This is a genomic window from Acinetobacter sp. YH12099, assembly GCF_013419195.1.
GTDB lineage: Bacteria > Pseudomonadota > Gammaproteobacteria > Pseudomonadales > Moraxellaceae > Acinetobacter > Acinetobacter towneri.
On record NZ_VPAP01000001.1, the window covers coordinates 233,541 to 246,496 of the forward strand.

General features: G+C 41.7%; 12 protein-coding genes. 4 read left to right on the forward strand and 8 right to left on the reverse strand.

From position 1 onward, the window contains the following. Positions 1 to 113: 113 nt before the first annotated feature. Complete coding sequence (gene hda / locus FTU39_RS01155; RefSeq protein WP_180051618.1) at positions 114 to 818, reverse strand: DnaA regulatory inactivator Hda; 705 nt, start codon at positions 816 to 818, stop codon at positions 114 to 116. A gap of 14 nt (positions 819 to 832) precedes the next feature. Further along, on the reverse strand, positions 833 to 2,053 hold the full coding sequence (gene cxpE, locus FTU39_RS01160) for a chloramphenicol efflux transporter CxpE (protein ID WP_167845886.1): 1,221 nt from the start codon (positions 2,051 to 2,053) through the stop codon (positions 833 to 835). A gap of 134 nt (positions 2,054 to 2,187) precedes the next feature. On the opposite strand from cxpE, the gene purM reads away from it, so the two are divergent. After that, positions 2,188 to 3,258: a phosphoribosylformylglycinamidine cyclo-ligase gene (purM, locus tag FTU39_RS01165; RefSeq protein ID WP_004971815.1), complete on the forward strand. Its 1,071-nt coding sequence runs from the start codon at positions 2,188 to 2,190 to the stop codon at positions 3,256 to 3,258. Positions 3,259 to 3,268: 10 nt separating this feature from the next. Next, entirely contained in the window at positions 3,269 to 3,898 is a 630-nt protein-coding gene (gene purN, locus FTU39_RS01170; RefSeq protein WP_131261179.1) for a phosphoribosylglycinamide formyltransferase, read from the forward strand. 88 nt (positions 3,899 to 3,986) lie between these two features. On the opposite strand, the gene FTU39_RS01175 is transcribed toward purN, so the two are convergent. Next, on the reverse strand, positions 3,987 to 4,805 hold the full coding sequence (locus FTU39_RS01175) for an alpha/beta fold hydrolase (RefSeq protein ID WP_004971819.1): 819 nt from the start codon (positions 4,803 to 4,805) through the stop codon (positions 3,987 to 3,989). Next, the gene (sppA, locus tag FTU39_RS01180; RefSeq protein WP_004971820.1) at positions 4,802 to 5,824 is read right to left on the reverse strand and encodes a signal peptide peptidase SppA; all 1,023 of its coding nucleotides are present in this window, start codon (positions 5,822 to 5,824) and stop codon (positions 4,802 to 4,804) included. Before sppA ends, FTU39_RS01175 begins: the two co-directional genes overlap by 4 nt. Positions 5,825 to 5,951: 127 nt before the next feature. Here sppA and FTU39_RS01185 point away from each other — a divergent pair, with 127 nt between their 5' ends. After that, positions 5,952 to 6,941, forward strand: a complete 990-nt coding sequence (locus tag FTU39_RS01185; RefSeq protein WP_004971822.1) for a lysophospholipid acyltransferase family protein — start codon at positions 5,952 to 5,954, stop codon at positions 6,939 to 6,941. On the opposite strand, the gene FTU39_RS01190 is transcribed toward FTU39_RS01185, so the two are convergent. From FTU39_RS01190 to FTU39_RS01200, 3 genes are all read right to left on the reverse strand, one after another. Further along, complete coding sequence (locus tag FTU39_RS01190) at positions 6,898 to 9,333, reverse strand: DNA internalization-related competence protein ComEC/Rec2 (RefSeq protein ID WP_180051619.1); 2,436 nt, start codon at positions 9,331 to 9,333, stop codon at positions 6,898 to 6,900. The two genes, FTU39_RS01185 and FTU39_RS01190, sit on opposite strands and share 44 nt — an antisense overlap. A gap of 133 nt (positions 9,334 to 9,466) precedes the next feature. Beyond that, the gene (lolD, locus tag FTU39_RS01195; protein ID WP_167845882.1) at positions 9,467 to 10,150 is read right to left on the reverse strand and encodes a lipoprotein-releasing ABC transporter ATP-binding protein LolD; all 684 of its coding nucleotides are present in this window, start codon (positions 10,148 to 10,150) and stop codon (positions 9,467 to 9,469) included. Continuing rightward, positions 10,143 to 11,378 carry a lipoprotein-releasing ABC transporter permease subunit gene (locus FTU39_RS01200; protein ID WP_104853304.1) on the reverse strand — a complete coding sequence of 412 codons (1,236 nt, stop codon included), beginning with the start codon at positions 11,376 to 11,378 and terminating at the stop codon, positions 10,143 to 10,145. Before FTU39_RS01200 ends, lolD begins: the two co-directional genes overlap by 8 nt. 25 nt (positions 11,379 to 11,403) lie before the next feature. Here FTU39_RS01200 and FTU39_RS01205 point away from each other — a divergent pair, with 25 nt between their 5' ends. Beyond that, on the forward strand, positions 11,404 to 11,967 hold the full coding sequence (locus FTU39_RS01205; protein WP_004971830.1) for a PilZ domain-containing protein: 564 nt from the start codon (positions 11,404 to 11,406) through the stop codon (positions 11,965 to 11,967). Positions 11,968 to 12,043: 76 nt separating this feature from the next. On the opposite strand, the gene FTU39_RS01210 is transcribed toward FTU39_RS01205, so the two are convergent. After that, entirely contained in the window at positions 12,044 to 12,955 is a 912-nt protein-coding gene (locus FTU39_RS01210) for a DMT family transporter (protein ID WP_104853213.1), read from the reverse strand. Between the last annotated feature and the right edge of the window lies 1 nt (position 12,956).

Below are 12,956 nucleotides of genomic sequence, written 5' to 3' on the forward strand. Positions count from 1 at the left end.
CCTTGTAATTTTCTTTGTTTTTTTTCTTCTTTAGTTGCAAATTCCCTGCAACTTCGAATTATTTTCCGAATAATTTGGCATAGCTTGCGCAAATTCTCAAGTAATTTTAATTTTTACCGATATTCGTCAATTAAAGCATAAATCTGACGAAGGTTTGCGCCACTTAATTTCGTTTTCTCTCCTTTAAGTAATTGCACCAACTGTTCAAGGCTTTGCAGCAAAATCGAGGTCTGCTGTGGGCCATGTAACAACAAATAATCAATAATTTGTGGGTCGATGATAATCCCGCGACGCTCTAACACAGAACTCACCAAAGCTTGTCGGTCTGCATATAAACTGCCTGAAGGCACTTTAACACTCACAGCCTGCGTCAAACGTGATTGCAAATCGGGCAATTCGAGCTTTAATTCAATCGGTGCAAAACGTGATGAAAACACCAACTGACCACCAACTTCATTGCTGTAATTGACTAAATGAAACACCGCACGTTGCCAATGTGGTACACCACTAATCGCTTCAATATCGTCTAAAGCAACCAAATCATAACGGTCTAAAGAGGTAATTGCTTCTGTTGGGGCATCCAATAATTCAAGTAAGGATACTTTAATAGCTGATTTGCCAATTTCTAAATAGGAATCGCAAATTGCAGACAATAAATGACTTTTGCCTGTGCCCGCACCACCATAGACATAAAAGCGATTGACCAATCCTGCATGAAGCTGTCGAACTGCATCAATCACATGCCCCCAACCCGGACCAGAAAAATCACTGATCCGTGCATCTAATTGAGGCTCGATATCTAACTGCAGTTGACGCATAGAATTGTAATCACCTAGGAGTTTTGCTGATCTGAGGGCTTTATCTTACTTGATTTTTCAGTCTGTTGCAGTGAATTTGCTGACTGAGGATCAAGCTCAATATCAATATGAACTTGTGCTGTATCAATGCTGATGTCACCCGATGCACCATCTTCCGACACCACCACAGGTTGCCCATACAAATAACTTTTTTCGTAAAAATCACGTAAATGACGCAGTAAAACCACAATCACTGCTGCTACTGGTAAAGCAATCAACATACCCATGAATCCAGCCAGTTGTGCACCTGCTAAAACAGCAAACACCACCGCGACTGGCGAAAGCCCGATTTTATCACCCAATAAAAACGGTTGTAGAATATAGCCTTCCACCGCCTGTCCAATCATAAAGACCACAAGGACTAAAACCAATTGCATCCAGTCAATGCCAAATTGTAGGAAAGTGGCAATAATGGCTGCAACAATCCCTACAGCGAAACCTAAATACGGAATAATACTAGCAAGTCCCGCAACCATCCCAATAATCAAACCGACTTCTAAACCAATCAGTTGCAATCCAGTCGCATAAACGACGCCCAACAAGATCATCACCAAAAACTGACCTTTAACGAAAGCACCTAATACACTGTGACATTCTTGCACCACAGCTAAAGTGCTTTGCTCATAAGGACGCGGAATTAAGCGACGCAGGCTGTCGAGCATACGCTGCCAGTCGAGTAGAAAATAGAAAGCAATAATTGGAATCAGCACTACGGTACCACCAATTTGAATAAAATTCAGACCAGACTGTGCAACACTCAATAACATGGCCTGAATACTATCGGCACTATAATTGGTTTGCACATAATCCATGACGATGCTGCTCATGTGCGAGGTATCAATTTCCATTTCTTCAATATGAAAAGTCGAAGACACCCACGGCAAGAAGGTCGAATTGATCCAGTTAATACCGACAGGAATACTGTCACGCGCAATCATCAACTGCTTCCAAACCAAAGGAATGATGTACCAAACTGCCAAAGTCAGCGCGATGCCAATCCCAATAAAAACCAAACTGATAGATAGCCAACGTGGCAAACCGACTTTGCAAAATTGTTCAACCAATGGGCTAAATAAATAAGCCATGAAAAATGCAACAACAAAAGGAATGACAACCGGTTTTAATAAGTACAGCACCCAAAGGAGCAGAACTATCCCAGACAGGATAAAAATGCGACGCAAGGTACGATCGACCATAGAAATTCGCCTTTTTTCAGTTTATTCGTTATAGAAGTTAAAATATTTGAATAAAGATAGCATTTTAGCGCATAAATAACATAAGAGTTTCGTATATTCAGGTATAATCGCCCCGCGAATGCGGAGACTTCATTATGAGCAACTCAACTTCTAACCCAACCACTGGTTTAAGCTATAAAGATGCTGGTGTCGATATTGAAGCGGGCGACGCGTTAGTCGATCGTATCAAATCTGTCGCTAAGCGCACGACTCGTCCTGAAGTGATGGGTGGATTAGGCGGCTTTGGCGCACTTTGTAAAATTCCGAAAGGTTATGAAGAACCTGTGCTCGTATCTGGCACAGATGGTGTAGGAACTAAATTACGTTTAGCGTTGAACCTAAACCGCCATGACACAATTGGTCAAGATTTGGTGGCAATGTGTGTAAATGACTTGCTGGTGTGCGGTGCTGAACCTTTATTCTTCTTAGACTACTATGCAACAGGTCACTTAAATGTAGACGTTGCAGCCAATGTTGTTACAGGAATTGGTAAAGGCTGTGAGCTTGCAGGCTGTGCGCTTGTAGGTGGTGAAACTGCTGAAATGCCAGGCATGTATGAAGGTGAAGATTACGATCTTGCAGGCTTCTGTGTGGGCGTGGTTGAGCAAAGCAAAATTATTGATGGCTCTAAAGTAAAAGCTGGTGACGTTCTGATTGGTGTCGCTTCTTCAGGTGCACACTCAAACGGTTACTCTTTACTTCGTAAAATTTTAGACGTAAAAAATGTTGATTTAACTCAACTGGTTGATGGTCGTCCACTGGCTGACGTTGCCATGGAACCAACACGCATTTATGTCAAATCAATGCTTGAACTGTGCAAACAAGTTGATGTGCATGCTATGGCGCACATTACGGGTGGCGGTTTACCAGGTAACTTACCACGTGTATTGCCAAATGGTGCGCAAGCAGTGATTGACGAATCATCTTGGGAATGGCCAGAACTGTTCAAATTGTTACAACGTGAAGGCGGTGTAGAACAGTTTGAAATGTATCGCACCTTTAACTGTGGTGTAGGTATGGTTGTTGTTGTAGATGCCAACGATGCAGACAAAACAGTTGAGCTTCTCAACAGCCTTGGCGAAAAAGCTTGGGTGATGGGTCGTATTCAAGACAACGCCGAATCCGTTGAAGGCGCAGATGAAAAAATTCGCGTAATTTTTGCGTGATTTGACTCAGATGATCAAAATAGCTGTCCTCGTTTCAGGCAGCGGAAGTAACTTACAAGCCCTGATAGATGCCAATCTTTCAGGGCAAATTGTTGGGGTTATTTCCAATAAGCCTGATGCTTATGCTTTACAACGCGCTCAACAAGCAGGGATTCAAACTGCAGTGATTGAGCACAAACAATATCCGAGTCGTGAATTATTTGATGATGTCATGCATCAACAATTACTTGATTGGGATGTTGATTTGGTTGTTCTCGCAGGCTTTATGCGTATTTTAAGTGCCAAATTTGTGCATGCTTGGGAAGGTAAAATGCTCAACATTCATCCTTCACTCTTGCCGCATTATAAAGGCATGCACACCCATCAACGTGTACTCAATACAGGCGATACTTTACATGGTTGTACCGTGCATTATGTCACTGCTGAATTAGATGCAGGTCAAGCACTGGCACAAGGTGTGTTGCAAGTAAACATCCACGATGATGCCGAAAGCTTGGCGAACCGTGTGCATGTGTTGGAGCATTTGATTTATCCGCAAGTGGTTGAATGGATTTGTAACGGAACCATTCAGCACACTGCGCAAGGTGTGATGTATCGCCAACAACTGTTACAACAACCTGTGCAGTTTTGCAATTTTTAAATATTTTTTAGTATGTAGCTTTTGATATATACGAAAAAACGCCTGTTGATCAGGCGTTTTTTATGGTTCGTATTTGGTTCAGACTGAATTAAACAGAAGCAGCTTTACTCTGCTGTGCTTGAATCAAATCTTTAATCAACTGCACCGTCGCTTCAGGTTTTTCTAAAGGGAACATATGTCCACCTTCAACCACCTGATAAGCAATGTTGAATTTCTTGGCGGTAATTTGTGGGAAACCTGCTTTTAAGAACGGCCCTTTTTTTGCAATCACCAATTCTGTCGGCACTTGCAGTTTTGCTTGCGGTAACCACCACAGTGATGGATTGGTTCTAAAAATATTGACCTCGTCCATTTTTGGAATGGTCAATTGTACCCCGCCTCGTACATGGTCATCAGTCAAAGCATGCTCGATATAAGCCTGAAAACAGTCGGCATCAAAATCTTGATAAAAACCTTTCGGACGCAATAAGTCTGCTGCTTGCTCACGACTTTCCCAATGATCACGACGGCGCAAAGACAAAGATGCAGGCGACAGTTGATCTACTGCTTTAAGCTTAAACATTTTGGCAAAATGTAAAAACACCGATGCTTTACCCATAATTAAAGGTGGATCAAGCATGATCACTTGTTCAAATAATTCAGGGCGTTGTAAAGAGGCTTGAAACGACAACACTGCACCTAAAGAATGCCCCAACGCAATCACTTTACGTCCCTGAGCTTGACGTACAACACTGTCAATCACTTGTTGGGTTAAGCTTTGCCAATGATTATCAATCGGATAACGCTTATCTGGCCCCAACAAAGGGACGTAAATCACATCGTAATCATCTTTAAGTAAATCAAACAGTTTTTGATAAACCTTCGATGGCACGCCATTGGCATGCGCAAAATGAATCAGTGGTTTCATTGTAATTTCGCGTTTTGCTCAGTCTGAATATGTTGAGATAAAGAAGTGGCAAAGCCCTCTCCCACTGCTGCACCCATACGACCCAACACAGAGTCTAAAGGACTGTGTTCAATGGTATAGTTCACTGTTTTATCTAGGTTTAAATCACGCTTCAGGCTATTTAAACTGCCAATCTTATCGGCAATGCCTAAAGTCACGGCTTGCTCACCTGTCCAGAACAGACCTGAGAAAATCGCAGGATCTTGTGATTTCAGTTTCGCGCCGCGTCCATCTTTCACTGCTTGAATAAAGTGGCCATGCACATTATCTAATACGGCTTGCACATGTTTTTTCTGTTCAGGATCAACAGGTTGTGTCATCGACAATAAGGCTTTATTTTCACCTGAGGTCATAGTACGATCTTCCACACCCATCTTCTGCATTAAACCGCTCAGCCCATAATTTGGCATAATCACGCCAATTGAACCCACCAAACTTGATGGATTGACAATAATTTCATCTGCAGCGGAAGCAATGTAATACGCACCTGAAGCACCAGTATCGCCAATCACGGCATAGAGTTTTTTCCCTTGATGCTGTTTTTTCAGATATTGAATTTCTTGCCAGATTTCATCTGACTGCACAGGTGAACCACCCGGAGAATTAATATTTAGCACCACCGCCTGACTGTTGCTGTTTTCATAGGCTTTTTTCAGTGACTTGATGGTGTCATTGCTGTTCACACTTTGCTTATCAGATGCAATTGTGCCAACAATATCCACCACCGCGATATGTGGACTCGCTGCCGATGGATTCGTGGTCGTGGTACTGCACCCTTTGCCCATTATCACCAACAGTAAAAATATATAAGCAAAAGTTAAAAACTTAAAGAAAATCCCCCAACGACGTGCACGACGTTGTTCTTCAACTGAAGCTAAAACAGCTTTTTCTAATAGTTTCCACTCATTGCCTGTGGGCTGCTGTGCTTGTGGAGATATTTGTTGTGATTCATTTTGTGGTTTTGGTGGCCAATCGGACATGAAACAATCCAAAAAATAGTAAATTTGCTCCATTATATACACGGAATTGGCAAAAACTGTCTAAAGCCTGTATTTTCTCCTATAATATTTTACATCTTTATCCTTTCTATCAATTGATGCTGTCGTTATGACCGAACCTGCACCGACAACGGCTTTATCGCGCCTGCTTGATTTTGTCAGTCGACAACCTTTAACAGTTGCGCGTTTTTTTGCAAAATCTTTGGCTTTTTTGGTCAATACACTGCGTTTGAGTAAAACCTCTCAAACCATTCAACTCAATCTACAAATTGCGCTTCCTGAGCTGAACTCACAACAACGCGAACAGATTACCCAGCAAGCAATTCGTAACGAACTGACCTCTTATTTTGAGTTTTTTCATATTTGGGGATCAAGCAATCAAAAAAATATTCAAAGAATCCATCAGGTACATGGTTTAGAACTATTACAAGATGCACTGGCTGCACAAAAGGGTTTGGTCTTAATTGTGCCGCATTTTGGCACTTGGGAAATTATGAATGCGTGGATCGCTCAATATACGCAAATGACCATCATGTATAAACCTGTCAAAAACCCTGCGGCAGATGATTTTGTGCGCCAAGCACGTAGCCGTGAACAGGCACATTTAGTCCCAACAGATGAATCTGGGGTACGTCAAATTTTTAAAGCACTCAAACAAGGCGGAACCACTGTCATTTTGCCAGACCATACCCCAAATATAGGTGGTGAGATGATTCCTTTTTTTGGTATTCCGTTGGAATCGAGTAATTTAAGCGCCAAATTGATTCAGAAAACTAAAGCAAAAGCTTTGTTCTTATATGCGTTAAGAAATGCAGATCAAGGCTTTGATATGTATATCGAAGCGATAGATGAGCACATTTATCAGTGTGATGCCAATGCAGGGACAGCTATTATTCACCGTGCAATTGAAGATTTGATCCGTCGTTATCCTACACATTATCACTGGAGTTATAAACGCTATAAAGCCCATCCAGATTTACGCGGGGTCTATCATAAACCTGTGCAAGAAGCCTTGGCAGATGTGCAGGCTGTACGTGCCCAGACACAGAACCAAACTAACGCTGCAACCACAATTTCTGCTGCCGATACGGCTGTATAAGCATACGCTGTTGTGCATCTACAGAAAAACGTACGCTGCCCTGTTGTATGGTGTTCATGAACGGAATATTGAGCGCAGCCAAGCGTTGCTGAACTAAAGAACTAGGATGTCCATAACGATTATCAAAACCTGCAGATGCCACGGCCAATTTGGGTTTAAAATGTGCTAAAAAATCATAGGCAGAACTGTGCTTACTCCCATGATGACCCAAAATTAACACATCTACTTTTAAATCAGGATATTCCTGCAACAATTGATATTCAGTTGCCCAACCTGCATCGCCCATCACTAAAAAATGCTGATATGGCTGTGCGGATGGCACTGAAATATACAACACACATGACAACTCATTTTGTTGCTGTGCGGCATAGGGTAATTGACTCGGTTTAGGAGATAAAACTTGTATCTGTACCTGATGTGGTAAAGACCACTGTTGCCCTTGCTGACACAAATTAAACTTGCTATTTACTGCCACATCTACGGTCTGATTGGCAAAGACATGCTGAATATTGACTTCATTTTGCAAATGAGGAAATGCACCACTATGGTCTTGGTCTAAATGACTTAAAACCACCAAGTCCAGTTGTTTAATACCATGCACCGCTAAAAATGGACGTAAAATTTGCTGTCCAATACTAAACTTACTTTCATCATAAGAACCGCCCACATCAATCATCATGTTGTAATGACCTGAACGTAAAAATAAAGCTTGTCCCTGCCCCACATCGAGTACTGTTAATTCAAATGGTTGTCGTTGGCTATCGACTATAATCAGTGGAACAAAACATAAGATTGCCCAAGTTTTAGGCAATACCGATTGTGGTAAAAATAGCAGAAATAAGCCTAAACATAGACAGACATACACCGCTGCAGACATCGACAAAGTATGTAACTGTGGTACAAAAACGGTTTCCATCCCCCGAAAAATCAAGCGCAACAAAGCCATAGCTAGATCATTCAATTGAAACAGTATTGACGCCAAGGGTTCAAAAATAAAAAAGCAAATTCCTGCCAAAACATCTAAAGGCACGATCAGCATACCAATCAATGGAATTGCGATGATATTAATAAGCGGTGCAATCCACGCCACTTGTTTAAAAAACACAATCACCAAAGGAAATAAGGCAATAAAAATTTTCCATTGCGACTCGATTAGAATTTTGCTGGCATGTTTCAGTTGCTGCCAACGATTCAGCTCTATACGTGGTTGCGCACTCAAGCTCTGATAAATACGCAGTAGAATAAAACAGGCCCCGTAAGACAGCCAAAAAGCAGCAGACAGTACACTTAAGGGATCAAACCATAACAATAAGGCAGCGCTATAAATAAGTAAGGCAAAACCTTGAAGCTTCTGCTTCATCACCAGCATCGCTGTAACGAGACTGCACATGAGCAAGGTTCTTAAGGCAGGAATTTCAAAACCAACAAAGGCGGTATACAGCAATACACAACTTAAAAATGGCAACATGAGCAAGTATTGTTTAGGCATCCACAAATACCAATGCGGACGGTAATACCTAATCAGCTGACGTAATGCCCAACATAGCATGCCTGCAAAAATCAGCACATGTGGCCCTGAAATAGCCAATAAGTGGCTAATTCCAAAACGCTGAAACTGCGCTTCGGTTTCTGCATCTAATAGGCTTTTATCTCCTGTGAGTAATGCAAGAATTAAACCTTGATGCTGCAAAGGTTGCCGCTGAATAAACACTCGAATGTGATAACGCTGCTGTTCAATCCATAAACGAAATTTTGCCCATAGTGTTTGTTGAGCACGCCAATGTTGTGTAAACCCCATGGCATAAATCTGTTCAGCCGAGATAGGCTGAATCTGCTCTACTCGAAAACCACTCATAATATTTTGTTGTAAATACCACCGCTCTACATCAAATGCACCTGCTGTGGCATAACTATGTGCAGGGCGAATTTTTCCACTTAATTTGTAATAGCGCCCAAGTTCTAAATTTTGCTCTTGATCTGCCTGAGCTTGGGTCAAAGTTGCCAACCACGTCACTGTTTGAGGATGTCGGTTTAACACCTCAACCCTTTGTGAAATGCTGTTGTCATTCAGTTGATTTAACTGTCTGACATAAACCACGACTTCGGCAAATTCAGGTTGTAATTCACGCCATTGCAAACGCTGCTGCATCTGCGTATCGGCATAGATCAAACCAAGAACAAAACTCAAAACACCTGCTACGCCTACATTCAAACATTTCCAATAGATTGAAGATAAGCGAGCTTGCAACAAATACTGCACGATGGCACAGCATAGAATCAGTAAAACCATTGCGCTGGGCATGGCAGTCAGTGTATGTATTGAAAAAGAAGAAGAGCGTATTCCGACACAGGCGATCCCAATCACCCAAGCTAGTCCCATCAATTGCAGCATGAATATTAAACTTATTATTTTTATTGGCATGCATCATAAAGCCCACCGAAGTGGGCTTCAACAAAACAATCTTATTCCAGCAATTACTGTTTTAAACGCAATCGCTTTTGAGTGGCTTTACGAACTATGCCCCTTAAGCATCTACCCAAACACCATCTTGCATGTGCAAAATGGTATCGGCAGATTTTGCCAACTCTTCATCATGAGTCACAATCAACATCGCCATATTAAACTCTCTGCGTAATTCACGCAGCAATTCAAAAATTTTAACTGCAGTTTTGCGGTCTAAATTTCCAGTGGGTTCATCGGCAAGCATGAGTGCGGGTTTTGTTACTAATGCACGTGCCAACGCAACACGCTGACGCTCCCCTCCAGAAAGCTCACCCGGTTTGTGGGTTAAACGATGCGATAAACCGACTCGCTCAAGCAGATACTCTGCCTGTGCCTTCACCTCTTTGTAATTTGTGCCTGCACGTAACATTAACGGCATTGCCACATTTTCAAGCGCACTAAACTCAGGCAATAAATGGTGAAACTGATAAACAAAACCGAGGTATCGATTACGCAAATAGCCGCGTTCAGCTTCGCCTAAATTGTCAAAACGCTGCCCATGTAAAAATACTTCGCCTGTGCTTGGACGGTCTAAACCACCCAACACATGCAATAAGGTACTTTTGCCCGAACCACTCGCTCCGACAATCGACACAAACTGCCCTTGCTGAACTTGTAAATCTAGACCACGAATCACTTCAACAGTGGTTTTGCCATCGGTAAAGTGTTTAGAAACTTGCTTGGCTTCCAGAACAATCTTACTCATAACGCAATGCCTCTGCTGGTTGAATTTTCGCGGCACGTAACGCAGGGTAAATCGTCGCCAAGAAACTTAAAATTAACGACAAGCTCACAATCACCACCACATCTTGCCATCTTAAATATGAAGGTAAGTAGTTGATAAAGTAAGCATCAAATAAATTTAGCCCTAATACATTATTCAACCATGCAATAAAACCACTGATACTAGACGCGAAAATAATCCCCAAGATTGCACCTGAAACCGTACCAATAACCCCAATGACCGTACCTTGCACCATAAAAATTTTGGTAATCGTGCTTGGTGATGCACCCAAAGTTCTTAAAATCGCAATATCTGATTTTTTATCGGTCACAACCATCACCAAAGAAGACACGATATTAAATGCAGCCACCAAAACAATTAGGAATAACAATAGGCTCACCATCGCCTTTTCCATTTGAATGGCGCTAAACAAGTTACCGTGAGTATAAGTCCAGTCCGAAGCGTAAAAGTTGGCAGGTAGCTCTTGCACAATATCTCGAGATACTTGTGGTGCAGCAAAAATATCATCCAGTTTTAAACGTACACCTTGCGCACCATCGGGTAAACGCAGCAAAGTCGAAGCATCATTCAGGGCGATATATCCCATCATCGAATCGACTTCTGCACCAATACTAAAAATACCAACCACTTTGAAACGTTTAAAACGCGGTACAACCCCTGCAGGGGATGGCGTTGCTTCAGGTAAAACCAAGGTGATGCTGTCGTTTAAACCCAAACCCAAGGCATCAGTCATTTGTTTGCCCAAAACAATACCGAACTCACCCTTTTTCAGATTGTCGATACTGCCTGCAACCATGTGGTTTTGAATGATGGATACTTTCTTTTCGTATTCGGGTTCAATTCCCGTGACCATAATGCCCGACACTTGCCCTTGTGCAGTCAACATGCCTTGCAATTGCGTAAATGGTGCAGCACCAACAACATGCTTATGTTGCTCAACTTTCGTTGCAAGTTCTGGCCAATTTGTTAAAATTTGTGTTGATGAAACAGTGGCTTGAGGTATCATGCCCAAGACACGATTTTTTAATTCACGATCAAAACCATTCATCACCGAAAGTACGGTAATGAGGACGGCAACACCCAAAGTTAGACCGATCATCGAAACTAAGGCAATAAAAGAAATAAAGTGGTTACTGCGCCGAGCGCGCGTATATCTCAACCCTATATATAGCGAGATTGGTTTAAACATACCATCAAGTCCGAGGTAATACATTATGGAAAATTTACAGCATCAAAGCGTCGCGTCTGAACGTCGTGTCATGTCACGAATTGATGCTGCCCTGAGAATCAATTACCAGATCATTTCTGACGATGTTGCGCTGAACGACCCTTACGATGCTAATTTTGTTTTACCGCGTTATTTTCTACTACTCGCAGAATTAGATCAATTTGATCATGCATTAAACTACGAATTAGAACAATTAACTGAAAAAGATCAACAAATTGCTCGAATCTTATCCTTATTCAACCAAAAATTAAACCTTATTACAGGGTCTTTATACGATGCAATTGTACAAAGCATGTTACCTATCCCTGAACAGGTCAATTTTTCAGAAAGTGGTTTCAGTTTTTATAGTGAACGTGAATTAAACACGGGCAGTTATATTCATGTCACGCTCAGCCATCCTGAAAACTTTTTCCATATAGCCGCAACCGCGCAAGTGGTTTACAGCCGTGAAGAAGAAAATGGACAATATCGTACTGGGGCGTATTTTATTACTCTACACCCTCAAGATCGCGTCAAACTTGCAGAAGCCGTTGCTTTAAAACAAGCATAATCTAAGAAATAAAATAAATCATTTCTGCATGTTCGCGTATATAAAATCACGTGGATAACGCCATCTTTGCATATCGTTAGGATGGTGTTTTGATTTTCTGAGCCAATGCCCGACTTGCTTTAAGATCACGATAAAAATACAGCACTAAGCCTGACAATAAAACCAAAGCGCCCACAAATACCATGACCGATAAAGCTTCTTGATTGAGTAAAGCACCAATCAACAAAGCAATCATTGGCGTCATGACGGTGGTTAAAGATAAGGTGGTCGCCTGAATATTCTGCACCAATTTAAAATAACAGAACATTGCAATCAAAGAAGCCATGATCACGGTATAAAGTAAAGCTGCGATAGATTTAAGACTCGGCAAACTAGTCGGTACATATTGCCAAATAAACGGCACAATACATAAAGCCGCAATGGTTGATACCAAAATCGAGCCAGTTGCCTGTGCTACAGGTTCAACTTGCGCATTAACTTTTTTCACCCAGAAAATAGACATGGTGTAGGTCAATACACTAAACAGCATTAAAACAATACCCAGAGGATGCACATGCTGTGTTTCGCCGCCAAAGCAGATGATGCCAAGCCCTAAAATGGACACTGTCATTCCGATCCATTGAATACGTGCCAAATGCAACTGAAACACAAAACGACCAATCAAACCTGCTATGATGGGGGTCAGACCAAACATCAGGGCGATAATGCCTGAGCTTAAATAAGCGGTGGCAATGTAGGTGAAAATTTGTGAACCGATCAGACTAAACGAACCTGCCAAATAACTATGCCACGCTTGTAGATGATGTGGAAATTTCACTTTTAACAGCAGCAATAAAATAATAGCTAAGGGCAAAGCAATGAAAAAACGTAGCACCAAAGCCCAAAGCATGTGTAAATCTGACACACTCCAGACAATTGCCAAAGGCGTTGTTGCCCAAATGAAAACCAATAAGGCATAGGTCATCATAATATTGGTTTTAGAAGGCATG

What these genes read in the sequence shown, in the direction of transcription:
- hda (WP_180051618.1), bottom strand. Translation starts at nt 818, where the DNA reads ATGCGTCAACTGCAGTTAGATATCGAGCCTCAATTAGATGCACGGATC.
- cxpE (WP_167845886.1), bottom strand. Translation starts at nt 2,053, where the DNA reads ATGGTCGATCGTACCTTGCGTCGCATTTTTATCCTGTCTGGGATAGTT.
- purM (WP_004971815.1), top strand. Translation starts at nt 2,188, where the DNA reads ATGAGCAACTCAACTTCTAACCCAACCACTGGTTTAAGCTATAAAGAT.
- purN (WP_131261179.1), top strand. Translation starts at nt 3,269, where the DNA reads ATGATCAAAATAGCTGTCCTCGTTTCAGGCAGCGGAAGTAACTTACAA.
- FTU39_RS01175 (WP_004971819.1), bottom strand. Translation starts at nt 4,805, where the DNA reads ATGAAACCACTGATTCATTTTGCGCATGCCAATGGCGTGCCATCGAAG.
- sppA (WP_004971820.1), bottom strand. Translation starts at nt 5,824, where the DNA reads ATGTCCGATTGGCCACCAAAACCACAAAATGAATCACAACAAATATCT.
- FTU39_RS01185 (WP_004971822.1), top strand. Translation starts at nt 5,952, where the DNA reads ATGACCGAACCTGCACCGACAACGGCTTTATCGCGCCTGCTTGATTTT.
- FTU39_RS01190 (WP_180051619.1), bottom strand. Translation starts at nt 9,333, where the DNA reads ATGCTGCAATTGATGGGACTAGCTTGGGTGATTGGGATCGCCTGTGTC.
- lolD (WP_167845882.1), bottom strand. Translation starts at nt 10,150, where the DNA reads ATGAGTAAGATTGTTCTGGAAGCCAAGCAAGTTTCTAAACACTTTACC.
- FTU39_RS01200 (WP_104853304.1), bottom strand. Translation starts at nt 11,378, where the DNA reads ATGTTTAAACCAATCTCGCTATATATAGGGTTGAGATATACGCGCGCT.
- FTU39_RS01205 (WP_004971830.1), top strand. Translation starts at nt 11,404, where the DNA reads ATGGAAAATTTACAGCATCAAAGCGTCGCGTCTGAACGTCGTGTCATG.
- FTU39_RS01210 (WP_104853213.1), bottom strand. Translation starts at nt 12,955, where the DNA reads ATGCCTTCTAAAACCAATATTATGATGACCTATGCCTTATTGGTTTTC.